This window comes from Acetobacter okinawensis (genome assembly GCF_002153655.1).
Lineage (GTDB): Bacteria > Pseudomonadota > Alphaproteobacteria > Acetobacterales > Acetobacteraceae > Acetobacter > Acetobacter okinawensis_A.
In genome coordinates, this window is record NZ_JOPJ01000003.1 from 72,275 (window position 1) to 98,504 (window position 26,230).

19 protein-coding genes are annotated in these 26,230 nt (G+C 60.5%); 10 read left to right on the forward strand and 9 right to left on the reverse strand.

The annotated features are described in order from the left end of the window. Positions 1–61: 61 nt before the first annotated feature. The 3 genes from polA to HK26_RS02065 are packed head-to-tail and all read left to right on the forward strand — an operon-like array spanning position 62 to position 4,334. Positions 62–2,872, forward strand: coding sequence for a DNA polymerase I (polA, locus tag HK26_RS02055; RefSeq protein WP_086638266.1), 2,811 nt, complete (start codon positions 62–64; stop codon positions 2,870–2,872). Between the two features lie 3 nt (positions 2,873–2,875). Then, entirely contained in the window at positions 2,876–3,499 is a 624-nt protein-coding gene (locus HK26_RS02060; protein ID WP_086638267.1) for an SCO family protein, read from the forward strand. A gap of 58 nt (positions 3,500–3,557) precedes the next feature. Next, positions 3,558–4,334: a lysophospholipid acyltransferase family protein gene (locus tag HK26_RS02065; protein ID WP_086638268.1), complete on the forward strand. Its 777-nt coding sequence runs from the start codon at positions 3,558–3,560 to the stop codon at positions 4,332–4,334. Positions 4,335–4,352: 18 nt separating this feature from the next. On the opposite strand, the gene ppk2 is transcribed toward HK26_RS02065, so the two are convergent. From ppk2 to HK26_RS02080, 3 genes are all read right to left on the reverse strand, one after another. Then, on the reverse strand, positions 4,353–5,270 hold the full coding sequence (gene ppk2 / locus HK26_RS02070; protein ID WP_086638269.1) for a polyphosphate kinase 2: 918 nt from the start codon (positions 5,268–5,270) through the stop codon (positions 4,353–4,355). A 71-nt stretch (positions 5,271–5,341) separates the two neighbouring features. After that, the gene (locus HK26_RS02075) at positions 5,342–6,955 is read right to left on the reverse strand and encodes an inorganic phosphate transporter (RefSeq protein WP_086638270.1); all 1,614 of its coding nucleotides are present in this window, start codon (positions 6,953–6,955) and stop codon (positions 5,342–5,344) included. Between the two features lie 145 nt (positions 6,956–7,100). After that, positions 7,101–7,682 (reverse strand): LOG family protein, encoded by a 582-nt coding sequence (locus tag HK26_RS02080; protein WP_086638271.1) that lies wholly within the window; start codon positions 7,680–7,682, stop codon positions 7,101–7,103. A gap of 273 nt (positions 7,683–7,955) precedes the next feature. Between HK26_RS02080 and HK26_RS02085 the strand changes: the two genes are divergently transcribed. Next, positions 7,956–9,251 carry a dicarboxylate/amino acid:cation symporter gene (locus HK26_RS02085; protein ID WP_025828046.1) on the forward strand — a complete coding sequence of 432 codons (1,296 nt, stop codon included), beginning with the start codon at positions 7,956–7,958 and terminating at the stop codon, positions 9,249–9,251. Positions 9,252–9,323: 72 nt separating this feature from the next. On the opposite strand, the gene HK26_RS02090 is transcribed toward HK26_RS02085, so the two are convergent. Together HK26_RS02090 and HK26_RS02095 are read right to left on the reverse strand one after the other, a co-directional pair. Next, entirely contained in the window at positions 9,324–10,697 is a 1,374-nt protein-coding gene (locus HK26_RS02090) for an 8-oxoguanine deaminase (protein ID WP_086638272.1), read from the reverse strand. Between the two features lie 46 nt (positions 10,698–10,743). Further along, entirely contained in the window at positions 10,744–13,167 is a 2,424-nt protein-coding gene (locus HK26_RS02095; protein WP_086638273.1) for a TonB-dependent receptor, read from the reverse strand. Between the two features lie 360 nt (positions 13,168–13,527). Here HK26_RS02095 and HK26_RS02100 point away from each other — a divergent pair, with 360 nt between their 5' ends. The 6 genes from HK26_RS02100 to HK26_RS02125 all read left to right on the forward strand — a co-directional run bounded on the left by HK26_RS02100 (position 13,528) and on the right by HK26_RS02125 (position 19,990). After that, a complete protein-coding gene (locus HK26_RS02100; protein ID WP_086638298.1) occupies positions 13,528–14,805 on the forward strand; it encodes an allantoate amidohydrolase in 1,278 nt (425 codons plus the stop codon). Further along, complete coding sequence (locus HK26_RS02105; protein ID WP_086638274.1) at positions 14,802–16,028, forward strand: pyridoxal-phosphate-dependent aminotransferase family protein; 1,227 nt, start codon at positions 14,802–14,804, stop codon at positions 16,026–16,028. The genes HK26_RS02100 and HK26_RS02105 overlap by 4 nt, the downstream gene beginning before the upstream one ends. 34 nt (positions 16,029–16,062) lie before the next feature. Further along, entirely contained in the window at positions 16,063–16,467 is a 405-nt protein-coding gene (gene hpxZ / locus HK26_RS02110; protein ID WP_086638275.1) for an oxalurate catabolism protein HpxZ, read from the forward strand. Positions 16,468–16,482: 15 nt separating this feature from the next. After that, complete coding sequence (locus tag HK26_RS02115) at positions 16,483–16,671, forward strand: DUF4089 domain-containing protein (protein ID WP_086638276.1); 189 nt, start codon at positions 16,483–16,485, stop codon at positions 16,669–16,671. Beyond that, entirely contained in the window at positions 16,668–18,017 is a 1,350-nt protein-coding gene (locus HK26_RS02120; protein WP_086638277.1) for an AtzE family amidohydrolase, read from the forward strand. Before HK26_RS02115 ends, HK26_RS02120 begins: the two co-directional genes overlap by 4 nt. A 98-nt stretch (positions 18,018–18,115) precedes the next feature. Continuing rightward, positions 18,116–19,990 carry a CocE/NonD family hydrolase gene (locus HK26_RS02125; protein ID WP_086638278.1) on the forward strand — a complete coding sequence of 625 codons (1,875 nt, stop codon included), beginning with the start codon at positions 18,116–18,118 and terminating at the stop codon, positions 19,988–19,990. On the opposite strand, the gene xdhC is transcribed toward HK26_RS02125, so the two are convergent. The 4 genes from xdhC to HK26_RS02145 form a co-directional block, all read right to left on the reverse strand. Then, positions 19,947–20,822, reverse strand: coding sequence for a xanthine dehydrogenase accessory protein XdhC (gene xdhC / locus HK26_RS02130; RefSeq protein WP_086638279.1), 876 nt, complete (start codon positions 20,820–20,822; stop codon positions 19,947–19,949). The genes HK26_RS02125 and xdhC overlap by 44 nt on opposite strands. Then, positions 20,803–23,193: a xanthine dehydrogenase molybdopterin binding subunit gene (gene xdhB / locus HK26_RS02135; protein ID WP_086638280.1), complete on the reverse strand. Its 2,391-nt coding sequence runs from the start codon at positions 23,191–23,193 to the stop codon at positions 20,803–20,805. The genes xdhC and xdhB overlap by 20 nt, the downstream gene beginning before the upstream one ends. Further along, positions 23,186–24,703: a xanthine dehydrogenase small subunit gene (xdhA, locus tag HK26_RS02140; RefSeq protein WP_086638281.1), complete on the reverse strand. Its 1,518-nt coding sequence runs from the start codon at positions 24,701–24,703 to the stop codon at positions 23,186–23,188. The genes xdhB and xdhA overlap by 8 nt, the downstream gene beginning before the upstream one ends. A gap of 64 nt (positions 24,704–24,767) precedes the next feature. Continuing rightward, positions 24,768–26,228 (reverse strand): nucleobase:cation symporter-2 family protein, encoded by a 1,461-nt coding sequence (locus tag HK26_RS02145; RefSeq protein WP_086638282.1) that lies wholly within the window; start codon positions 26,226–26,228, stop codon positions 24,768–24,770. Positions 26,229–26,230 lie beyond the last annotated feature (2 nt).

The following is a 26,230-nucleotide window of genomic DNA, read 5'->3' on the forward strand; positions in this document are numbered from 1 at the left end:
CATATCCCAAAACCATGTTTGCTTTCCTGTCCGCCCTTTCTTGCACACGGTTCCCCCAGCCATGACAGACACACCGCATCTGGTTCTTGTGGATGGCAGCGGCTTTATTTTCCGCGCTTTTCATGCCCTCCCCCCCATGACCAGCCCCGAAGGGGTGCCGGTCAATGCGGTGTATGGCTTTACCAACATGCTCGCCCGCCTGCTGCGCGACCATGTGGGTACGCATCTGGCCGTGCTGTTTGATGCCAGCCGCCAGACCTTCCGCTCCGATATTTACCCCCAGTACAAGGCCCACCGCCCCGAACCACCCGAGGACCTGCGTCCCCAGTTCGGCCTGATCCGCGACGCCACGCAGGCTTTTAACGTCCCGGGCATAGAGCTACCGGGCTGGGAGGCAGACGACCTGATTGCCTCTTACGCAGTTGCCGTGCGCAAGATGGGGGGGACATGCACCATCATCTCCTCCGACAAGGACCTGATGCAGCTTGTAGGTCAGGGCGTGTGCATGCTCGACCCCATCAAGCAGACCCCCATCGGCCCGGCGGAAGTGGAAGCCAAGTTTGGTGTGCCGCCCGAAAAAGTGGTGGATGTGCAGGCCCTTATGGGCGACCCGACGGATAACGTCCCCGGTGTACCCGGCATTGGCCCCAAAACCGCCTCAGCCCTGATTAACGAATTCGGCACGCTGGAAGACGTGCTCAGCGCCGCCCCGGAGATGAAAAAATCCAAAAAGCGGGACATGCTGATCGAACACGCGCAGGCGGCCCGCCTCTCGCTCCAGTTGGTTACGCTGGCAACGGATGTGCCCCTGCCCGTGCCGGTAGCCGACCTGAGTACGCGGGAGCCGGACAAGCTGGTACTGGCTGACTGGCTGGACAGCATGGGCTTCCGCTCCGTGCTGACGCGCATGGGTATGGGCAGCACCTCTGGCGCACACGCGCACCGCGCAGCCCGTGCCTCCGCCCATGCCAGCGCAAACGGGCAGGATACCCCCGCACAGGCAGCCCCAGCCCCTTCCACCGGCCCTGCCGACCTGCTGAGCGCACCCTATACGGAGTACGAGACCGTACGCACGGCTGAAGCCCTGCAAAAATGGGTCAGCGCCGCACAGGAAGCCGGACTATGCGCCGTGGATACGGAAACAGACGGGCTGGACCCACTGTCCGCAACCATGCTGGGGTTCTCCCTTGCCACCGCCCCCGGCAAGGCCTGCTATGTCCCCCTACAGCACGAGGGTACGCTGGAGGCCCCGACCGGCGAACAGCTTGCCCCTGACCGGGCACTGGACCTGCTGCGCCCCCTGCTGGAGGATGACAGCGTTCTCAAGGTCTTCCAGAACGCCAAGTTCGACCTGCTGGTGCTTGACCATGCGGGCATAGACCACGCCAGCATCGGCCCGGTGGATGACACGATGCTGATCTCCTACAGCCAGTCAGCCGGGCTGCATGGGCAGGGTATGGACGAGCTTTCGGCCCTGCACCTCAACCACACGCCCATACCCTACGACGCCATGACTGGCACAGGCCGCAACCGCATACCCTTTGCTCAGGTCCCCGTAGAAAAAGCCACCACCTACGCCGCCGAGGATGCGGACGTCACCCTGCGCCTGTGGCATGTGCTGCACCCCACCTTGCGCACAAACCACGCACTGACCCTGTACGAGCAGATGGAGCGCCCGCTGGTGCAGGTGCTCGCTGCCATGGAAAAATGCGGCATTGCCGTGGACCGCGCGGAGCTGACCCGCCTGTCCACCGATTTTGAAACCCGCATGAAAAACATGGAACAGGGCATTTATGCTGCTGCGGGCCGGGAGTTCAACATTGCCTCCCCCCGTCAGCTGGGCGAAATCCTGTTTGATGAGATGGGGCTCAAAGGCGGTAAGCGCGGCAAGGCAGGCGCATGGAGCACGGATTCCTCCGTGTTGCAGGACCTGGCCGATCAGGGGCACGACCTGCCGGTGCGTGTGCTGGAATGGCGCCAGCTTGCCAAGCTCAAGTCCACCTACACCGATGCCCTGCTCAAGCAGACCAGCAAGGAAAGCAGGGTCCATACATCATTCCAGATGGCCATCACCACCACGGGCCGCCTGTCCTCCTCCGACCCGAACCTGCAGAACATTCCGGTCCGCACGGAGGAAGGGACGCGCATCCGTCAGGCTTTTGTGGCCCCTGCGGGGCGCAAGCTCATTTCGGCCGACTATTCGCAGATTGAATTGCGGCTGCTGGCCGATGTAGCCAACATCCCGACCCTGCGTGAGGCGTTTGAACTGGGGCAGGACATTCACGCCCGCACGGCCTCCGAGGTGTTCAACATCCCGCTTGAGGGCATGGACGCCCTGACCCGCCGCCGCGCCAAGGCCATTAATTTTGGCATTATCTACGGTATTTCCGCCTTTGGGCTGGGCAAGCAGCTTGGCATTCCCGCAGGGGAGGCCAAAAGCTACATTGATGCATATTTTGCCCGCTACCCCGGCATCCGCGATTATATGGAGCGGATCAAGGCGGAAGCACGCGCCAATGGCTATGTCCTGACCCCCTTTGGCAGGCGCTGCTACGTACCCGGCATTCACGAAAAAAGTGCCGTGCGCCGCCAGTATGCGGAGCGGCAGGCCATTAACGCCCCCTTACAGGGCGGAGCTGCGGATATTATTAAACGCGCCATGGTGCGCCTGCCCGCAGCCCTTGCCGCCGCAGGGCTGGACAGTGCGCGCATGCTTTTGCAAGTCCATGACGAACTGCTGTTTGAGGTGGACGACGCACAGGCTCAGGCCGTGGCGGAAAAAGCAAAAAGCATTATGGAGGCGGCAGCGCAGCTCAGCGTGCCGCTGGTGGTCGAAACAGGTATAGCCCAGACTTGGGCGGAGGCACATTAACCCATGACACCAGCAGGAAAGCGCGCCGTTCTGATTGGCGCTGGCATTCTGGCCCTTGCCGGGGCTGGTAGCTTTGTAGCCACCAATCTGGCGCTCAAACACAGCATCAGCCTGAACTCCTACGGTAACCCCGTTGGCGGGTCCTTCCGCCTGATGGATGCCACCACCGGCACCATGACGGACAAGAGCTTTGCTGGCCAGTGGATGCTGGTGCTGTTCGGCGCCACCCATTGCGGGGATGATGCCTGCGCACCCGCCCTGCGCACCATGTCCGCCGCCATGGACGAGGTTGACCCGGGCAAGCGCAAAATGGTCATTATTTTTGTAAGCCTCGACCCTGATCGTGATGACGCCGAGCGCTTGCGCCAGTATGGCGAGCAGATAAGCCCCCGTGTGGTCGCTGGCACGGCGGCCCCCTTTGCACTGGCCGACCTTGCAAAAGAATACCATGCGCCGGTGGAAAAAATGACCGACCCTGAGTGGGACTACGCCATGCGCATGTCCCCGCAGTTTGTGGTCATGGACCCGCAGACCCGCTACCGTGGCACCATAGCCGCCAACGCCGACCAGCCCACAATGACAGCCAGCCTGCGCCAGATCATGGCGGGCGACAAACCCAGCCCCTGACGGGCGTTTATACCCTGACCACCCGTTCTGTGTTCCAGCAGGTCTGTTGCGTGCCGCCATGCCGTTGCTTCAATCCATAAGCGCTCCCGTGCGTTTTTATACTTCCCTGCTGGTGACAGGCGGCGTTTTTGCAGCGCTGGACGCGGGCACCTGCGTGCTGCGCCTGAGCATGCCAGAAGGGCCACGGCGCAGGCGCATGGCCCGGCGCTGGCTGTGCACCATGGCCAGACTGGCCGTAGGCTACCTGCACCGGGCTGGCATACTGGACTGCGACATGGCGGCTCTTACCACCATTGCCCAGCGCCGGAACCTTGTGCTGGTTGCCAACCATCCCTCCCGGCTGGACTGCCTTATTCTGGCCTCCGCCCTGCCCCACATGGTGTGCGTTACCAAGGCGTCCATCTGGGAACGCGGGGTGCTGGGCAGCACATTACGCACCGCAGGCTATGTGCGACATGACAGCCTGCTCAAGATTATTGGCCCTGCCTCCCAGTCCTTGCGGGAGGACTGCCAGCTTCTGCTGTTCCCCGAAGGAACACGCTCACGCGCAGGGGCGCAGGCAGGGCCAATACAGCCCGGTTTTGCCGCCATAGCCCAGCGTATGCGTGCTGATGTGCAGGTTGTGCTGATAGAAACACAATCCCCCTATCTGTCGCAGGGGTGGCCGTTTTTGCGGCGTCCACCCCTGCCCATGCGCTACCGCATAACACTGGGGCCGGACTTTTGCGCCCCCTCGCGCGACGAGGCCAGCGGGCGCGCCCTGATAGACGCTGTTGAGCGCTGTTTTCAAAAAAAATCCTCCCCGCAGGACGGGGAGGACTTAAAGAACACCTGATCTGTTTTTTAAACAGATTTAGTATATTTCAGGAACAATCATGTTCTCTGGCGTGGACTGGCGCTCATAGTCCGGGTGGTACACACGCGGGGGCAGAGCCACCTCGGGGTGTTCCACGGGCTGGTAAGGCACCTGTGCAAGCAGATGGCTGATGCAGTTCAGCCGTGCCCGCTTTTTGTCCACAGCCTGCACAACCCACCACGGCACTTCAGGAATACTGGAACGCTCCAGCATGGTTTCCTTCGCCTTGGTGTAAAGTTCCCAGCGGCGGCGGCTCTCCAGGTCCATCGGGCTGAGCTTCCACTGCTTGAGCGGGTCTTCAATCCGGGCACGGAAGCGGGCTTCCTGCTCATCATCAGTGATGGAGAACCAGTATTTGACAACCTGAATACCGCTACGCACCAGCATGCGCTCGAACTCAGGCACGGAACGGAAGAATTCTTCATACTCCTCATCGGAGCAGAACCCCATGACCCGTTCCACACCGGCACGGTTGTACCAGCTCCGGTCAAACAGAACGATCTCGCCCGCAGCGGGAAGCTGGGCGACATAGCGCTGGAAGTACCACTGTGTTTTTTCGCGGTCAGTCGGGGCTGGCAGTGCCGCCACGCGGCAGATACGCGGGTTAAGGCGCTGGGTAATGCGCTTGATCGCGCCGCCCTTGCCTGCGGCATCGCGCCCTTCAAACAGCACAACCAGCCGGTGGCCGGTGGCTTTTACCCAGTCCTGCAAACGCACCAGCTCGCCTTGCAGGCGCACCAGTTCGCTAAAATAGGTATGGCGGAAGCTGCGATCGGATGGTGAAGATTCACCGCCCAACCCCTCCTCTTGCAATTCGAGTTCGATCTCTTCATCCAGATCGTCAATAATTTCCTGCCGCATCCGCTCGCGTTCACGCTCGGCGGCTGTCAGGCTCGTCGCATTGGCATCAGACATGATCTTGCCTTCGCAGTTTGGAAGAGAAAGAGGCTCTGGCATGGGGTGTTCCCCACACCAGAGCAGATGTTTTAGAAAATGTGGCGGAACACCACATACAGCACGCCGCTAATCAGCATGGCGGCAGGCAGGGTGGTAATCCATGCCATGCCCATGGCGCGCAGTGTGCCCCACTGCAACCCGCCGCCACCGGCGGCCATGGTGCCAGCAACACCGCTGGAGAGGATATGCGTGGTGGAAACCGGCAGGCCATACCCTTCGGCCAGACCAATGGTGCCCATGGCGACAAACTCAGCCGAAGCACCCTGAGCATAGGTCAGGTGGCTTTTGCCGATTTTTTCGCCCACGGTCACAACAATACGCTTCCAGCCCACCATGGTGCCAAGGCCCAGAGCCAGTGCGACGGCAATTTTAACCCACACGGGAATAAAGCGCGTGCCTGCGTTAAGCTGCTTCATAAACTGGGCAAGCTGGCCATCTTCCGCTTTGGTGAAGGTCGCGGATTTGCCCATGTTGTGAATGGCTTCCGCCACCAGATACATGTCGGTACGCACGTTAGGCACGGTTGCTGCAGGAATTTCATGCAAGGAGTGGTAACCCCCCACAGCCTGCGCAATGTCAGCAGACAGAACGGACAGGGCACCATACACTTCCGGGCGGTCAACGGATTTGACGCGCAGCGCATCGGTCACCTGAGCGCGGGCCTGTTCCGCCGTAGGCTGCTGGAGCATGGGCTGGGCATGGCTCTCAAACACATGGGAGGCCTGCTGTGCGGTTTCCACAAAGCCGGGCATCATGCTGTCTGGCATGGCGCGGTTCAGGGCGTAGGCGGTCGGGGCGGCGCCGATCAGGATCAGCATGATCAGGCCCATGCCCTTCTGCCCGTCGTTGCTGCCGTGGAAGAAGGACACACCCGTGCAGGTGCCAATCAGCAGGCTGCGGATCCACAGCGGAGGAGGGGCATCACCCTCTGGTGCGCGGTAGAGGGCGGCGTTGCGTACCACAACGCGCAGGACCATAAACAGGCCCGCAGCAAGGATAAAGCCACACAGGGGGCTGAACAGCAGGGCGGAGAAAACCTTTTTAACCTGCGTCCAGTCCACGCCATACAGCGCGCTCCCCGAAGGAGACATAAGCTGGTTTGCAAACCCCACACCCAGAATGGAGCCAACCAGCGCGTGGGACGAACTGTTGGGAATACCCAGCGCCCATGTTGCCAGGTTCCACACAATGGCGGACAGCAGCAGGGCAAAGATCATGGCATGGCCAGCACCACTGCCAACCTGAAGGATAAGTTCCACCGGCAGCAGCGTAACAACACTATACGCCACAGCGCCGGAGGAGGTCAGAACCCCAAGCAGGTTCCACATACCAGACCAGACCACCGCCACCAGTGGGGGCAGGCTGTTGGTATAGATAACGGTTGCGACCGCGTTGGCGGTGTCATGAAAGCCGTTTACGAATTCAAAGCCCAGAGCAATAAGCAACGCCAGCGCCAGCAGGGCGAAGGCCCCGGTTGCTATGCCACTGGTGCCAACAGCGTGCAGGTCTGCCAGCACGCTGTAACCAACAAACGCCAGAGCTGCTGCAATCACTCCCAAAAAGAACATGCGGAAAGCCTGATGCTCCCCTTTACGCATATTCGGACGTCCTCCAACCGGAGGACTCAGCATTGTATCTGACATAAAAGCACCCTGCGCAGAAAAAGATTGGCGCAGGATAAAGCTTTTTTTAACAAAAGTTCCGTTAAGATATTATGAAAGAAAAATCCGTTTTACATCAGATTATTACCATAAATACCCATCAATCCGATGCATTACTGCAACAAATCTAGCGTTCACTCTGCGTAATCCACTTTGTGTCCTGCGGGGGGTGCCACGTGGCCAGCCCGTCCAGCAGGGTGGCGGGTGTACTGGCCACCTGCAACATGCTCCTGTGCACCGGTTTGAGAAAACCCTCCTCCACCACATGGTCCAAAAACAGACCCAATGTGCTGTAAAAACCGTTCACATTCAGCACCCCGCACGGTTTGGCGTGGTTGCCAAGCTGGGTCCATGTCCAGACCTCAAACAGTTCCTCAAGCGTGCCAATACCGCCGGGTAGCGCCACAAAAGCATCGGACAGGTCCGCCATAAGCGCCTTGCGCTCATGCATGGAGCCAACAATACGCAGGTCTTCCAGCCCGTTATGTGCGACCTCGCGCGCCACCAGTGCCTGTGGGATAACACCCGTAACCTGCCCGCCAGCAGCCAGAACAGCATTGGCCACCGCCCCCATAAGCCCGACCGAGGCACCGCCATAAACCAGCCCTATACCCCGCTTGGCCATAAGCTGGCCAAGCTGCTCGGCCGCATGCAGGTAAGCACTCCCCCGCCCCGGACTTGACCCACAGAACACACAGATCCGACGCACGGCACTCCCTTTCCACAAAACTCCAGCCGCTCTGCCCGGCAGAGCGCGCAAAACGCCCGAATACCCTGCCCTGCACAGGTCTGTGCGGCAAGAACACACAACTTTGTTGTTTTTTCATACCCCCCGCATGGGGGCAACCCTTTCCAAACCGCAACAAGAGGGAGTAGCCTACCGCGCACATGCACAAAGATGCTTGATATAACACAATAAGTTTTCGCCAACGCCCATCATGGACGCCAAGACAAGAACAATAAAAACAGAAAGATAACCAGCGTGCTTCCCTCTACAGCCCCTCTCTCCAGTTCACACCAGCGGTTCCTCTATCTTCAGGTTCTCGCAGCCGTTGCCGCGGGCATTCTTGTGGGTGCCCTGTTCCCCTCTGTTGCAACACTGCTCAAACCGTTGGGGGACGGGTTTGTCAAACTGATTAAAATGGTCATTGCACCGGTTATTTTTCTAACCGTCAGCACTGGCATTGCCGGCATGGCGGACCTGAAGCAGACAGGCCGCGTAGCGGGCAAGGCCATGCTGTATTTTCTGTGCTTTTCCACGCTTGCACTTGCTGTGGGTATGGTGGTCGCCAATATCGTGCGCCCCGGCGCGGGCATGCACATCCACCCGCAAAGTCTGGACAGCGCCTCGGTCGAGCAGTTTGTGCAGGCAGCACATGGCCACTCCTTTACCGACTTTTTGCTCCAGATCATCCCCTCCACCACGGCAGGAGCGTTTACCTCGGGCGAGATTTTGCAGGTTCTGCTGGTCGCCATCCTGTTTGGCATCAGCATGGCGCAGATGGGTCAGGCGGGGGAGAGCGTGCTCAACCTGTTCCGCAGCCTGACGGAAATGGTGTTCGGCGTTGTGCGGCTGGTCATGTATCTGGCCCCTGTTGGTGCTTTTGGCGCCATGGCGTTTACCGTTGGCAAGTTTGGCCTTGGCTCCATTGTGCATCTGCTTGGGCTGGTGCTGACCTTTTATTTTACTGCCGGTCTGTTTGTGCTGGTTATTCTGGGGGTTGTGGCCCGTCTGGCGGGGTTCAGCATTCTGCGGCTTCTGATGTTCATCAAGGAGGAACTGCTGATTGTACTGGGCACCAGCTCGTCCGAGTCCGCACTGCCCGGGCTTATCAGCAAGCTGGAGCAGGCCGGGTGCAAGCCCGGTATTGTGGGGCTGGTGGTACCCATGGGCTATTCCTTCAACCTTGATGGCACCAATATCTACATGACCCTTGCCGCCCTGTTTATTGCTCAGGCAACGGATGTGCATCTGGGTTTTGGCGAGCAGCTTGCCCTGCTGCTTGTGGCCATGGTCAGCTCCAAGGGGGCTGCGGGTGTAACCGGGGCTGGGTTTATTACTCTGGCCGCAACCCTGTCTGTTGTGCCGAGTGTGCCTGTGGGTGGTATGGCACTTATACTGGGTATTGACCGCTTTATGTCCGAGTGCCGCTCACTGACCAACCTTGTGGGCAATGCCGTGGCGACCATTGTGGTCGCACGGTGGGAAAACGCGCTGGATATGGAGCAGCTCCACAAAACCCTCCACCCTTCCGCAGCCGATACACCCCAGGCCTGACCACCGCGCGCCCGACCTGCCCCTTCCTTTGAGCCTCAAATGGAAGGGGAGATGGTTTTTAGCGCCCCGCTGTCAGGCTCCAGCGCACAGGCGGGCGGCAAGCGCATTATGCCGCCCGACCAGCTCATGCAGGTCAAGCCTGGAAAAATAGCCGTCCTGCACAAGAATATTGCCGTTGACCATGCTCATGGACACCTGCGTCGGTGAGCAGAACACAAGGGCTGCCACCGGGTCTGTCTGTGCGCCTGCATGGGCAAGGCCACGCACGTCAAACGCCACAATATCCGCCGCCATACCCACCGCAAGCTGGCCTATGTCATCGCGCCCCAGCACGGCGGCTCCGCCACGCGTGGCAAGGGCCAGAGCATCACGCGCGCTCATCATCCCCGGTGTTTGCGGGGTTTGTGGCAACAGGCGGGAGAGCAGCATGGCCTGCCGTGTTTCTCCCAGCATGCTGGCACCATCGTTGGAGGCCGAGCCATCAACCCCCAGCCCCACGCGTATGCCAGAGGCCTGCATCTGCCGCACTGGCGCAATGCCCGAGGCCAGCCGCATGTTGGAGCACGGGCAGTGGGCGACCCCCGTGTGGGTGCGCCCAAAGCGGGCCAGACCATCCGCATCCAGCTTAACGCAGTGTGCATGCCACACGTCGGCCCCGAGCCAGTCCAGACCTTCGGCATATTCTGCCGGTGTCTGGCCAAAACGCTCGCGGCTGTAGCTGACATCATGGTCGTTTTCTGCCAGATGTGTGTGCAGCATGGTACCGGTCGCGCGCGCCAGTGCCGCCATGTCGCGCATGAGTTCCCGGCTGACCGAAAAAGGCGAGCATGGAGCGCCCGCCACCCGCAGCATGGCGAGCGGTTCGGGGTCATGGTACGTCTCGATCAGCCGCTGCGTGTCCTGCAGAATGTCAGCTTCGCGCTCCACCAGCGTGTCGGGGGGCAGGCCGCCCTTGCTCTCGCCCACGCTCATGGCCCCACGGCAGGCATGAAAGCGCATGCCCATGGCAAAGGCGGCCTCGATCTGGTCGTCCAGCCTGCACCCGTTGGGAAAAATGTAGAGGTGGTCACTGGTTGTGGTGCAACCTGAAAGCAGCAGCTCCGCCATGGCCGTGCGGGTGGACACCTGCACCATCTCCGGCGTCAGCCCCGCCCAGATCGGATAAAGCGTTTTAAGCCAGCCGAATAACGAGACATCCTGCGCCTGCGGAACAGCCCGTGTGAGCGACTGGTACATATGGTGGTGGGTGTTGACCATGCCCGGCAGCACAACATGGCCTTGCAGGTCTATAATGTGCTCGGCACCCTGCGGAGGCGCCTCCGCCCCCCCACCGAGTGCTACAATCTGCCGCCCCTCTACCAGAACCCACCCGTTTTCCAGTTCGGTGCGTGCATCATCCATACACACAAGTCTGGTTATGTTTGTCAGCAGGGTGCGGCGTGGCATGCAAACTCCTGTAACACCCGGCAAGCCGGGTGTTGTTGTCGTAAACTCAGAAAGACGTGGAAACAGAACCTACCATGGTAAAGCGCGGCTCCACCATAAAGGAGTTGCCATAGCCTGCAGCCGCAGCGTTGCTCCCGCTCCAAACCGGATGCGAGTTCAGGTCGCTGCCACGGTAAACCGCACCCATGGCACCCGTGCGGACAATGGAGCCGGTCAGATTGGTAAAGTTGAGCTTGAACGTGGGGGATTTGAGGAAACTAAACGGCTTGAAGTGATACCCCAGAGAGAGCGTATTGGTCACATAGCCCGGAATACGCTGGTCATTGGCAATGGAGACGGACTGCGGCCCGGTATAATGCACGGCACCGTTGGCAAAAAATCCTTTATACGTATAGGTCAAACCAAAGTTGGCCATAACACGGGGCGCCATAATGGCCTGCGAGCCCTTGGAATGGATCAACGTATTATCGTACGGGTCCTTTACATCGCTGTCCTGCGTAGCGTGCAGATACTCGATGGACGCATAGGGGCTGAAGCCGTGGATGGACGTGCCCGCCACCATAAGGTCAAACCCACGCATGGTCTGGTTACCAATGGACATGGGGCTGAACTGGTTCATACCCATATACTGGTCCACAATGCGGTTTGTCACATTGTAGTTGAACAGGGACATGTCCACCATGACGTATTTGTTGTGGTAGCGATACCCCAGCTCTTCCTTGATGGAATACTGGTTTTTCAGCATTGGACCACTGGCACTCATCCACCCCATGTCGGTCGCGCTGGGCTGGCGGTAATCACCTTCCGCGTTCACGTAAATCTGGTTGTTGTCATTGATCTGGTAGCTAATAGACAACTGCGGCAGCGGCGCGGTCGTGTTTGAACCAGAACTATTGCCCGAAATCAGGTTCCGGTCATTGCCGCTCCAGCCTTTGTTCCACGCATTGGACATGACAAACTTAAAGCCCGCGTTCATAACCAGACGGTTGTCCAGATACCGTGCCTGATCCTGAATAAACAGCGAGTGCAGCTCATACCCTGCGGTCTGGCCATACATGGGCGTGTTAACCTGATACTGGGCCCAGTTGGGGCTGGCGGCAGCACCATTGGCCATGGTCAGGCTCTGGGGGTAAGCCTGAATGGTCTGGTTGTTTTCATACCAGTATCCAAAGCTCAGGTGGTTGTGGCGGTCAATGTCATACCCCAGCTTGGCCACAACCCCGACCTGACGGGCTTCGTTTTCCAAAAAGAAGTTTGTGAGATTGCCAGACTGCAGTGCCGTACCACCGGAGCTCGCTGTAACCGTTTTATTGGTTGCCGGGTTTGTTGTGCCGATAACACCCCCCGGAGATGCATCCCAACCCTGCCCCATACTGAAATAGGGCTGGATGTCGAATGTCATTTTGTGGGGCAGAACAACATGCACCGGAGCTGTCAGAAAAATCTGGTTCCAGTGGTCGTTATTGTTTTTCCAGTAGTTGACATTCCCCGGATCAGCCGAGCGACCATAGCCATTGCCTGTGTGCTTGTAGGCGTAAAACTGGTCTGCGGTCGGGTAGTTGTCGATAACAAAGTCTTCAGAGTTCCATGACAGGAACAGATGGGCGTTGGACCCGTTCTCCCAGTCTTTGCGCACACCAAAGTCGATGTGCTTGCGCTGGTTGGTGCCAGCCCCCATCCAGCTCCGGTCATGCGTATTGGAGAAGGAGAAGTAGCTCTTGATCCCGGTTTTGCCGATCTCGCCCGATTCCAGACGGATGAACTCGCGCGAGAGGTTGTTGGTCCCGTAGGAAAAATCGACCATGCCGCCCATTTTGCTCGACGGCAGATGGGTGCGTGAGTTCAGAACCCCGCCCGCAGCAGACATGGTGGGCAGGTCGCGTGATGCACTACCGGGGGTTACGCTCACCTCGTCCAGATTTTCCGAATCAATGTCTTCGGTCATGTATTTGGCCGCAGCCGCAGGTGCGCCATCCACCATAAGCCCCATGTCCAGATCAGTCAGCCCGCGTGACTGAATGGCCCCCCCCTGCATACCCGATGCATCGGGGGTCATCACGTTCAGGCTCGGCAGGTTCTTGACCAGATCCAGCGGGGTGGATGTGGGGCTGCGCATGTTGATGTAGTCTTTGGTAACGGTCTGCACAGCATGGGGCGCCACTTCCAGGCGCATCATGCCCCCACCACCGGAGCGGGCGGTACGGTTGGAGGCGACTGAAATCTCTTCCGCGCGGGAGGACTGGAGCGAGCTATTCCGCGCTTTGGCGGTTTTGCCCGCTTTGGCCGGACCATGCCCGACCTTGCCCGCCACTGGCGCGCTCTGGCTGGCGGCGGCACGCGCCTGCCCTACCTCTGCACCACTTGCACAAAGGCCAGCAACACTGGCCAGACAGGTCAGGGTGGCAAGGCGCTGCCGGTATGTCAGCGCGGAACCGACAGGGCGACGCACGAAAAAAAATCGGGAAGGCATGGCGTAGTCTCCCAAAAAACAGAATGAAGCGACATAAAGGCGTTATTCGCGGTCGGCCCCCTTGGTGAACATGCCTGAGCGGGGGGATGGATTTAGAACACTGCCCAAAAACGATACGTTTCCGATATATAATTATGAGTTCCCTTTCTCACAAAATAAAAAAAAGCACTTTCTCATTGCTTTTTTCAGCACGGGGGCCGCGCTCAATTTTGCAACGCGAAATTGCTTTTTTTGCTTTTGGGAGAACGGAACAAACCCGTCTATAATTGCCTGAGCAGACCAGCCACTTTGGCAAACCCTACCCGGCCCACCACACCAAGGACGAAAAAAATCTCCCAAACCCCGCCCTTCCCCACCGGCCTGCCAGAGGCCGCCACAGTGGTCTCCCGCCCGGTCAGCCGGTGTGACCATCTGGGCGCGCACCCTTTTTCCGACACGCAGGACGGTCTGTTCCGCGCGTATCTGTCCGATGCGCACAGGAGCACCTGCCAGCAGGTTGCCCAGTGGATGCACGCCGCAGGCATGACCACGCGCACGGACGCCGCAGGCAACCTGATCGGCCGGTACGAGGGGCAGTTACCCGGCGCACCCGCGCTGCTTATTGGCTCACACTTGGATACCGTGCGTAACGCGGGCCGGTATGATGGCACTTTGGGTGTTATGCTGGGCATAGAAGTCGTAGCCCATCTGGCCGAGCGGGGTGAACGCCTGCCATTTGCCATAGAGGTGATCGGCTTTGGGGACGAGGAAGGCTCGCGCTTTCCCGCCTCCATGCTGACCTCCCGCGCGGTGGCTGGCACGCTGGACACCCTCCCGCTGGACGCGGTGGACGCCAGCGGCAGCACACTGGCCGATGTGCTGCACCACGCAGGGCTTGACCCCGCCCGCTACAGGGAGGCCGCCTACACCCCCAAACAGGTTGTCGCCTATCTGGAGGCGCATATAGAGCAGGGGCCGGTGCTGGAGGCGGCGGACATGAGCGTTGGCGTGGTCACGGCCATTGCCGCGCAATACCGCTTTAAGGTGAGTATGGTGGGGGTGGCGGGCCATGCAGGCACCATGCCCATGTCCCTGCGCAAGGATGCACTGGCCGCCGCCGCACAGGCCCTTGTGGAAATCGAACGCATTGGCGCCAGTGGCCCGGCCGATCTGGTGGCAACGGTTGGCCAGCTACACGTGGGGCCGGGGGCCAGCAATGTTGTGCCCGGGCAGGTCACCTTCAGTCTGGACATCCGCGCAGGTACGGCGGACGTGCGCGACCGGGCCGCTGCCAAAATCCGCACAGCCTTGCAAGATATTACAGATACCCGTGGCGTGGCACTGCGTATTGAACTCCAGAACGATCTGGCCCCCACCCCGTGCGACCCGGAGCTGACCGCGCGTCTGGCAACATCCGTTGCCCATGTTACCGGCCAGCCCGCACACAGGCTGGTCAGCGGTGCGGGGCATGATGCCATGGTCATGGCAGCACTCACCCCGGTTTGCATGCTGTTCCTACGTTGCCATAAAGGGATCAGTCACAACCCGGCCGAAGCCGTGCGGCATGATGATGCACACACGGCCCTGCTGGTCATGCTCGACTTTATACAGGCACTTGCCGCCACCCCGGCCCCAACACCAACGGAGTTTTCTGCATGAGTTCCTCTTTTTTCCGGCAGATTGATCCGCCCCAGCGTATGTTAATGGGCCCCGGCCCCATTAACGCACACCCGCGCGTGCTGCGCGCCATGTCTGCGGACATGCTGGGCCAGTTCGACCCGGAAATGACAGAGTACATGAACGAAACCATGGCTCTGTACCGTCAGATTTTCATGACACAGAACCAGTGGACCTTTCTGGTGGACGGCACGGCGCGCGCGGGCATTGAGGCGGCTCTGGTCTCTCTGGTGGAACCGGGCGACAAAATTCTGCTTGTCCGGGCCGGGCGCTTTGGCCTGCTCCTGTCCGAAATAGCCGAGCGTATTGGCGCCACCATCTGCTCGCTGGACCTGCCATGGGGGGAAGTGGCCACACTGGCCCAGATCGAGGACGCGCTAAAAACCCACAAGCCCAAAGTTTTTGCCTGTATTCATGGGGACACCTCCACCACCATGGCACAGCCACTCGATGGCGTGGGCGCACTGTGCCGCAAATACGGTGTGCTGTCCTACACGGATGTAACCGCAACACTGGGGGGCATGCCGGTCAGGACAGACGCATGGGGGATTGATGTGGTCTCCGGCGGGTTGCAAAAATGCATGGCAGGCCCCCCCGGCTCCGCCCCCATTACCATATCCGACCGGGCGGCCGAGCACATTATGGCCCGCCGCCACGTGGAGGCGGGTATTCGCGCCGAGGGTGTGCACAACGGCAGCCGTGCACGCATTTTGTCCAATTACTTTGATCTGGCCATGGTCATGGACTACTGGTCGGAAAAGCGCCTCAACCACCATACCGAGGCCACAACCATGCTCTACGGCGCGCGGGAAGCCGCACGTATTGCCCTGGAAGAAGGGCTGGAGGCCCGCTTTGCCCGCCACGTACAGGCCAGTTCGTGCCTGATTGCGGGGTTGCGCGCCATGAACCTGCGCCTTTTTGGCAATGACGCACACCGCATGAGCAATGTGACCGGCATATGGATTCCAGACGGTGTGGACGGCGAGGCTATACGCACCCGCATGCGCGATGACTTTGGCATAGAAATCGGCACGGCCTTTGGCCCGCTGGCAGGCCGCGTCTGGCGCATTGGCACCATGGGGTACAACGCCGTCAAACATAAGGTGCTGCTGACCCTTGGCGCGCTGGAAGCCTGCCTTGCGGCACAGGGCCATGCCCTGCCACGCGGTGCTGCGGTGGACGCGGCACTGGCGGACTGGCCGTAAAAGGCCAGTCCATAACAACAAGGAGGCAAAGCGCATGCAACTCGATGATGCCCAGACCATCGTGGCGCTGACCCACTGCTCCGACCAGTACGAACACGCACTGGCCGAAAACAGGGTCGAGGCGCTGGATGCCCTGTTCTGGCAGGGTCCGCAGACCGTGCGCTACGGTGTGGGAGAAAACCTTTACGGCGCGGAGGAAATTGCCGCCTTCCGCCGTAACCGCACGGGGGGCTCACCCGCACGCACCGTGCTGCGCCGCACCATAACCCCCATTGGCACCCATGCAGGGGTTGTCAGTCTGGAATTCCGCCGCATCGGCTCCACCCGCACAGGGCGGCAGATGCAGACATGGATCAACACACCCGATGGCTGGAAAATTCTGGCAGCTCATGTGTCCATCATGGCCGAGCAGCCAGAAACAGAACGCCCCACGCTGTAAGGAAAGGAGCACGCCGTGACTTCGCCTCCCTTCTCTGACGAGGTTCTTGTTGCCGCCCGCGCACAGGCTATGGAGCTTGCGCTCCCCCCTGCCTGTGTTGCCGGTGTTATTGCCAACACCAGAGTGTTGCAGAACTATGCTGCCCTTATAAGGGACTTTCCATTACCCGATACGTGCGAACCTGCGGGGGATTACACGCCATGACCCGCTTTGCAAGTGCTCAGAGCATTGCGCATGACATCCGCAGTGGCAAACGCAGCGCTGCGTCCACCATGCAGGCCGTGCTCAACACCATAACCCAGCATGACAGCGCCATTCATAGCGTAACGCATCTGTTTGCCCAGCAGGCCATGCAGCAGGCCCACGCGGTCGATGCCATGGTTGCGCGTAAGGAGCCGCTCCCTCCGCTGGCCGGTGTGCCCTTCGGGGTCAAGGACCTGTTTGATATTCAGGGCCATGTGACCACCGCAGGCTCCATTGTGCTGCGTAACACCCCCCCTGCGGCACAGGATGCAGCCCTTGTCGCCCGGTTGCGCACAGCCGGGGCCATTCCCGTAGCCACGCTGAACATGGATGAATTTGCCTACGGTTTTGCCACGGATAATGCCCATTACGGCATAACCCGCAACCCGCATGATACGCAGCGCATGGCCGGTGGCTCCTCCGGCGGGTCTGCTGCCGCTGTGGCCGCAGGCTTTTTGCCCTTTACACTGGGGACAGACACCAACGGCTCCATCCGTGTACCCGCATCCCTTTGCGGGGTATGGGGGCTCAAACCCACACTTGGCCGCCTGCCGCGCGCAGGGGCCTACCCTTTTTCCGCCAGTCTGGACGTGGTGGGCCATTTTACCGGCACGCTGGAAGACCTGCGGAATATTTTTTACATCATGGCAGATACCCCTGCCGAGCCCGAACCGCAGGACCTGCGCGTCGCCTGTCTGGGCGGCTGGTTTGCCCAGAACCTGAGCCCCGCACTGGCAGCCGCCATAAGCCGGGTTTGCGCACACCTTGGGCTTACGGGCACCACCGAGCTGCCACAAACACCCACAGCGCGGGCCGCCTCCTTTGTCATCACCGCTTCCGAAGGGGGGACACTGCACCTGCCCCGCCTGCGTGCTGCAGCAGAGGATTACGACCCTGCAACCCGTGACCGGCTGCTGGCTGGTGCCATGCTCCCCGCCAGCACCTATGTGCAGGCACAGCGCTTCCGCCGCTGGTTCCGTGAGCAGGTGCATGCTGCGTTTGAGCAGGTGGATGTGCTGATTGCCCCATCCGTCATGTGTGAGGCCCCTCTGCTGGATAACCCGACCATCATGGTTGGGGGCAAGCCCGCCTCCGCCCGTGCCAATCTGGGCCTGTACACCCAGCCACTCAGCCTGCCCGGCCTGCCCGTGCTGTGCCTGCCCCTGAGCAACACGGGCACACTGCCCCTTGGGTTACAACTGGTTGCCGCCCCCGGGCGTGAGGCAGCCCTGTTCAGCCTTGCACGCAAACTGGAGCAGGCAGGCCTTGCCGGGCGCTACCCACACAACACGCAGCAGGCCGCCTGACCGGCACAAGATGGTATAATGTTGTAATATTAAGGTTGCTCTTTCGTCCGTTTACGGTCAACCATTTCGGTACCGATACATTGTACGAAAGAACACCCATGCACAGGTTTCTGCTTTTCTTGGGGTGCGGGCTGGCCGCTCTTGCGGTCAGCCATGCCCATGCAGGCACGTTACCCGACACCATTGGACGCGGGGCTTGCGCAGTCCACAAACAGACGGATGTCGCTGCCACCATGCGTGATGGTGTTGTCCTGCGCGCAGATGTGTACACGCCTGTAACAAAGGACAAAGTCCCTGTTCTTCTCATGCGCACGCAGTATGGCAAGGCTGGCGCACAGACGGACCCGTCGCGCTTCCACTCCCCCGACTGGTTTGCATCCCACTGCTATATTGTAGCGGTGCAGGACATTCGCGGTCAGGGAAAATCCGATGGCGTGTTCTACGAATATCGCAATGACCGTGATGATGGGTATGACACCGTGGAATGGGCCGCACGCCTGCCCGGCTCCACCGGCAAGGTTGGCATGTATGGGTCCTCCTATGTGGGTGCGACCCAGTGGCTGGCCGCCACCGCCACACCTCCATCACTTGCCACCATTGTTCCCTCCAACACCGGCTCGGATTACGGCGATGGCTGGACTTACGAGGACGGCGCCTTCCGTCTGGCGTTTATTGAACCGTGGATGATGGAGGATATTGCCTCCTCCGCAGCAGAAAACCGGGGGGACAAAAAACTGGCGGCAGAACTGGCGGCACAGGGCCACAATGCGGCAGCACTTATGCGCCAGCGCCCCTATGCCACCTTTACGCCCTTTACGGTGGACGGCGAAAATGTTGCCCCGTATTTTTACGATGCCGTCAAACATTCCACATCTGATGCATACTGGAAGGCGTTCGACATCAAATCCCGCTATGCCAAGGTGACCGTGCCCGTACTGGCGTTTGATGGATGGTATGATTCCTTTTTGAGCGGCGCGCTGGAAAACTTTAACGGCATGCAAGCCCAAGGTGGCTCGGCGGCTGCACGCGCCAACCAGCGCATTGTCATCGGGCCGTGGGACCACATTGGCTGGGGCCGCCCGGATTCCAGTGTCAGCCCACGGCTCAAGGCCATTGGCCCCGTGGCCAACAGCCCGGTGAACGAACTGATGCTCCTGTGGTTTGACCATGTTTTAAAAGGCATGGACAACGGTGTGCAGACCGGCCCGCGCGTGGACTACTTTACCATGGGCGAGAACCGCTGGCACACAGCCTCCTCCTGGCCCATTGCCGGAACACAGTACCAGAAGTGGTATCTGGGCAGTGGTCGCAGCGCATCCTCGGTTATGGGCGATGGTAGCCTGACACCTGAGCATCAGGACAAACACAGCACAACAAAGACCGACACCTTTGTGTATGACCCACACAACCCCGTACCCAGCGTAGGTGGACATTCCTGCTGCGAGTGGAGCTTTGGCCCGCAGGGACAATACGACCAGTCACAAGTTGAGCAACGGCCGGACATACTGGTCTATACCAGCAAACCGCTGGATGCCCCTTTGGCCGTAACCGGCCCGATTACGGTTGACCTGTTTGCCACCTCCACCGCAACAGATACGGACTTTACCGCCAAACTGGTGGATGTCGCCCCCGATGGCACGGCCCTTAACCTGAACAATGGTATTCAGGTCGCACGTTTTCGCAATTCACTCTCCACCCCGGAGTTGATCACCCCCGGCGCAGTGTACGAATACCGGATAAAAGTCTGGCCAACCAGCAACCTGTTTTTAAAAGGTCACAGCATACGACTGGAAATTTCCTCCAGTGATTATCCGCAGTTTGCACCCAACCCCAATACCGGGGAGGTGTTTGGCCAGTCCGACCGCATGCTTGTCGCCACACAAACCATTCTGCATGACAGCAAACACCCCTCCGCCCTTGTTCTGCCCGTTATCCCTGTAACGCAAGGGGGGGATCACCCGCCTGCGTTGTAAAGACCTGCTGCCGGGGTGAGGGATGGAGCAGTTTTTCCACCACCTCGGCCGCCACAAGGGCGGCAATAACCTCGGGGCGTTTGTCCCGCACGCCCCGGTCCCCTATGGGGCAGACCAGTTTTGACAGATGCTCTGGCAAAACTCCAACTTCTGCGAGCGATTTTTCAAACCGGAGGCGCTTGGCGCGCGAGCCGATCAGCCCCACATAGGCCAGACCGGGCTGGAGGAGTGCCGCCTCCACAATCAGTGCGTCCAGCGTGTGCGATGGGGTGAGCACCAACACCCCCGCCCCCGGTTGTGCCGTAGCCAGCACCCCGGCCCAGTCGGATGTTACGCGCACATCCACCCCGCTGGGCACGGTACCAAATTCATGCGCACGCGGGTCCACCCAGACCAGTCGCAGCGGCAGGGGGGTAAGTGCGTGGGCAAGTGCGCGCCCCACATGCCCGGCCCCAAACAGGAACAGGCTGACCCGCTGGTTGCTCTGGCGGGCAAGCCGGTCCTCCAGCTCCGTGCATAACTCCGGGGTCAGCACCTCCAGCCTGACAGCCACACGGCCACCACAGCACTGGCTGACATTTGCCCCCCCCAGCACAATCTGGTGTTCGCGCACCACCTCGCCCGAGCAGAGCATGGCATGGGCGTGCTGCTCACACGCCAGTTCCAGCGCACCGCCCCCCACAGTGCCTGCCACAACAGCCTGCCCTACCAGCATAAAGGCCCCTTCCTCCCGCGGGGTGGAGCCGCGCGTCAGGGTTACACGCGCCACAACAAGGGGCTGCGGGGCCAGCCGCCACTGGCGGAGCAGGGCGTCAGGCGCGAGCCTGTGCATCTGCCCCCGCACGGCGCTGGCGCAGGCGTTCGGCCACGCGCAAAATCTGCTCAGGCGTTGCCGGAGCATTCAGCCCCGGGCAGGTGCGGTAGTCATCCACACTGGCCAGCGCATCGGAAATGGCATGCAACACGGCCACACCATGCACAAAAGGCGGCTCCCCCACCGCCTTGGAGCGGAAGATGGTGTCCTCCCTGTTGGGGACGTTTTCCATAAGGCGCACATTAAAAATACGGGGCCGATCAGAGCAGGCAGGAATTTTGTAGGTACTGGGGGCATGTGTGCGCAACTGGCCTGCCGTATCCCAGAACAGTTCCTCCATGGTCAGCCAGCCAGCGCCCTGCACAAAGCCGCCCTCTATCTGCCCGATGTCAATATCAGGGTTAAGCGAGAGACCGGCATCATGCAGAATATCCACCCGCTCCATGCGGTTCTCGCCTGTCAGCAGGTCCACCGCCACTTCTGCGCAGGCGGCACCATAAGCGAAGTAGTAAAAAGGGCGCCCCCGCCCGGTTGCCGCATCCCACGAGATTTTAGGCGTTTTGTAAAACCCCGTGGAGGAGAGGGAGATACGCGCCATATACGCCGCATTGACCAGCGTTGCGAACGGCACCAGTGCTGCCCCCACCACAACGCCCTGGGCGGTAAACTGTATCTGTTCGGGCGGGGTCTGCCAGTGGCTGGCGGCAAATGTTACCAGCCGGTCCTTGATTGTGCGCACAGCCGCCAGCACGGCCATGCCGTTCAGGTCCGCACCGCTGGACGCCGCGGTTGCTGAGGTATTGGGCACTTTGCCAGTGGTGGTGGCGGTAATGCGCACACGCTCCTGCGCAAGCCCGAACTCGCGCATGGCAATCTGCACCATTTTGGTGTGCAGGCCCTGCCCCATTTCCGTGCCGCCATGGTTCACCTGCACGGAGCCATCGGTATAGACATGCACCAGTGCCCCCGCCTGATTGAAATGCGTGGCGGTAAAGGAAATACCAAACTTAACCGGCGTAATGGCAATACCGCGCCGCATATGCGGGCTTGTCTTGTTAAAAGCCCTTATCTGCTCACGGCGCTTACGATAATCACAATCTATGGCAAGCTGGCTCAGCACCTCCGTGGTAATGGAATCTTCCACGGTCATATGGTACGGGGTCAGGTTCCGCTCGGTTGTGCCATAGGCATTGCGTAGCCTGACATCCAGCGGGTCCAGCCCGGTGGCAAAGGCAATTTCCTCCATAATCCGCTCGGCTGCGGCAACCCCCTGCGGGCCGCCAAACCCACGAAAAGCCGTGTTGGACTGTGTGTTGGTCCGCAATGGCAGGGAACGCAGGCGTACATCGGGGTAGTAATAGGCGTTATCGGCATGGAACAGGGCGCGGTCCGTAACCGGGCCGGACAGGTCGGCCGACCAGCCACAACGGGCGGCCAGCTCCATATCCACCCCCAGCACATGGCCCTGTGCGTCAAACCCCACATCATAATCGATCACAAAGTCATGGCGTTTGCCTGTGAGCATCATGTCGTCATCACGGTCGAGGCGGAGTTTGGCGGGGCGGCCCGTGCGGGCGGCGGCAAGGGCTGCAAGGCAGGCCACAATGTTGGCCTGTGTTTCCTTCCCGCCAAAACCACCGCCCATGCGCCGCACTTCCACGGTCACAAGGTTGTTGGGGCAGCCCAGAACATGGGCCACCATATGCTGGGTTTCCGTCGGGTGCTGGGTGGAGGAACACACGCGCATCTCCCCATCCTCCCCCGGGCAGGCGAGTGCGGCCTGCCCTTCCAGATAAAAATGTTCCTGACCGCCAACCACAAGCTGGCCCGCAAGCCTGTGTGGGGCATGGGCCAGAGCCTGCGGGGCGTCTCCGCGTGTCATTTCCAGCGCGCGGCAGACCAGTGCGCCGCCCTGGGCACGTGCCTGCTCTATGCTCAGGGCGGCGGGCTTGTCCTCGTACGTGACCTGCGCAAGGGCTGCTGCGTGGCGGGCGGCATGGCGGGTCTGGGCCACCACGGCAAACAGGGGCTGGCCATAAAAAAACACATGATCTTCGGCCAGAAGTGGCTCGTCACCCGCCCCCACGGGGCTGATCTGGTTATGCGCCACGTCCTGTGCGCGCAGCACGCACAACACGTCAGGGTGGGCCTCGACCGCACTCAGGTCCATGCTCAGGATACGCGCGTGAGCACTCCGGCTCAGGCCCAGAGCAACGTGCACGGCGTTGGGGGGGAGTGGCACGTCATCCACATACCGCGCCTCCCCCGCTACGTGCAGATGCGCACTTTCGTGCCGCAAGGAGGAAGATGCCCCCCCAGCAACCGGCACGGAACCGTGGGGCAGCGTTGCATTGCTCTGAGCCTGCACCGTGTTCTGTACCTCAACCATCCGCCAGTTCCTGCCAGTTCTGTAATGTTGGAGCCCCTGTGGTCATGCCCTCTGTGCTGCTGGCTGGCGCAGGTTCAAACAGGCGGGCCAGCAGATTGGCTGCAACAGTGGAGCGGTACCATGCACTGGCGCGCATGTCTGACAGGGGGGTAAAATCCTCCTGTATGGCAGCCTGAGCGGCGCGCAGGGTCGCCTGTGTTCTGGGCTGGCCAAGCATGGCGGCCTCTGCCTTTTTGGCCCGGCAGGGTATGCCCGCCATCCCCCCATAGGCCAGACGGGCCTGCTGTATGGTGCCGTCCGTGGCCATAACCAGCACAAACGCCCCCAGCACAGCCGAGATATCCTGATCAAAGCGCTTGGAAACCTTATACACCGCGCACACGCTCCCCTGCGCCAGTGGCGGCACCAGAACCCCTTCTATGAACTCGCCGGGCTGAATATCCTGCTTGCCGTAGTCCAGAAAAAACGCCTCCAGCGGCACAACGCGCCGTACGCCTGCGCACCGCAGGTGCAACTGCGCCCCCGCCGCCATAAAAATGGGCGGGCCATCCCCAATGGGGGAGGCATTGCCAATATTACCACATACCGTGGCGGCATTGCGCACCTGTGTTGAGCCGATGCGCCGCAGCGTCTGCTCTGCCGCAGGCAGGTGTGCAAGCAGGTGGGGCATGGCCTCGGTATAGGTGACCGCAGCCCCTATCCACAATGCGCCATCGGGGCGGGTGTGGATGTTGTGCAGGTCCTGTGCAGACCGCACGGCAATAATATGGGGGAGTTGGCGCAACCGTTTGGTCACCCACAACCCCACATCCGTGCCACCAGCAACCAGCACGGCCGCCGGGTCCTGCGCATAGGCCGTAGCCAGTGCGTCCACACTGGCGGGCAGCGTTATGCGCCCTTTGGGGCTGCGCAGTTCCACCGTTTTACCATCCTGCAAGGCGCGCAGGCGTGCGGTCAGTTCCTCTTGGCGCGCACTTATGGGTTCACCATTGCGGGCACAGTGGGCGGCGGCTTTTTTCATGGCGCGCACAATGGGTGCATAGCCCGTGCAGCGGCACAGATTGCCTGCAAGGGCCTCGTTTATCACGCGCTCGCCATCCAGTGTGCCTTCCAGCTCCGCCAGATCCGCGCGCGTGGACAATGCGACCATGGACATGACAAACCCCGGTGTGCAGAACCCACATTGCGACCCGTGCTCGTCCACCATGGCCTGCTGCACGGGGTGCAGCGTACCGCTGGCCGTGCGCAGGTCCTCCACAGTCAGCAGTTGCGCGCCATCGAGCATCCATACCATATGGATGCAGGCATTGACCGCACGCCACACCAGCCTGTCCTGCTCCAGCCGCCCGACAAGCACGGTGCAGGCACCGCAGTCTCCCTCGTTACAGCCTTCCTTCGTCCCTGTGCGGCTCTGCTGCTCGCGGAGCCAGTCCAGCAGGGTCATCTCCGGCGGCAGGTCAGAGAGATGGTGGAGTGTATCCCCCACATAAAAGCGGATGTGCTGGCGCATGCGTGCTCTCCCGGCCTGCTGTTTTTTACGTCTCTGGCTGCATGTCCGTGCGGCCGGGTCGTGCTTAGGGCGTAGGGGTATGCCCCGCAGGATTACCCCCCACCTGAGGTTTGTCCTGCATGCCCACTACGTTCCACACCGGCGTCTCCAGTATGACGGTATCCTGCGCGACAGACTGCTCCGTGGAACACAGATTGCCAAAATTGAACACCAGATGCAGCACAATGGCGGACATGGCCCCCAGTGTAATGCCGCTCCCAAAAATAACCTGCATCCATGCGGGAAAATGGTCGGCAATATGCGGCTGGGCTGTAGCCAGCATGCTCAGCCCGATGCTGGTGCCCACAATAACCGTGTTGTTCAGGTTATCAAAATCCACTTTGACAAGGGTTTGAATACCCACCACGGCCACAGCAGCAAACATGGCCAGCGCAGCCCCGCCCAGTACGGGCAATGGCACGCTGGCAATAATGGCCGCCAGCTTGGGCAGGCAGCCAAGCCCCATCATGATCACGGCAGCCGCAACCACAACCCAGCGGCTGGTTACACGGGTCAGCCGCACAAGGCCCACATTCTCGGCAATGCAGGTATAGGGGAAGGAGTTGAGCACGCCCCCGATCATGGTGGCCAGACCATCGGCCCGGATCGCACGCGTAATGTCCTCCGAGGTAATGTCCTTTTTCACAATCGAGCCGGTTGCAAACACATCGCCCGTGGTCTCAAGCATGGTAATGATCATGACCACCAGCATGGACAGCACAGGCACCACATGGAATGTGGGCATGCCAAAGTAAAAAGGCTGGGCCACGGTTACCCACGGGGCGGACAGCACACCACTAAAGCTGGCATCCCCCAGAAACCACGCGGTCAATGTCCCCGCCACCAGCCCGAACAGCACGGCAATGCTGGCGACAAACCCCTTGAACATACGCTGAATGAGCAGAATGGACGCAAGCGTACCCAGACCATACGCCACATTGCGCATGTTGACCGGGTTCTGCATGACCCCCGTGCCCTGCCCGTTGACAATGTCGTTCGCGGCCACCGGCAGCAACGCCAGCCCGATAACCAGAATGACCGAGCCTGTGACCACGGGAGGGAAGAATTTGACCAGCCTGCCAAACCACGGGGCGGCCAAAAAGGTAAAAATACCCCCAGCAATGACAGCCCCAAAAATCTGGGGCAGACCCTGCACGCCCCCGCCCGCCGCCACGCCAATGGCGATCATGGGGGTTACGGCCACAAAGGTGACCCCCTGCAACAACGGCAGCTTGACCCCGATATACCGCCCCAGCCCGGCTGACTGGATAAAAGAGGCAATACCGCAGGTAAACAGGTCAGCCTCGATCAGGTGTTCAAGGGCGGCGCGGGGCAGACCCATGGCACCTGCCAGCAGAACAGGCACAATCACCGCCGCAGCGTAGAATGTGAGCACATGTTGCAGGCCATAGAACCCCAGCTTCCAGACCGGAAGCATCTGGTCCACGGGATGAACGGCATTTTGCGTTTTGCTGGCAGGCTGCATGG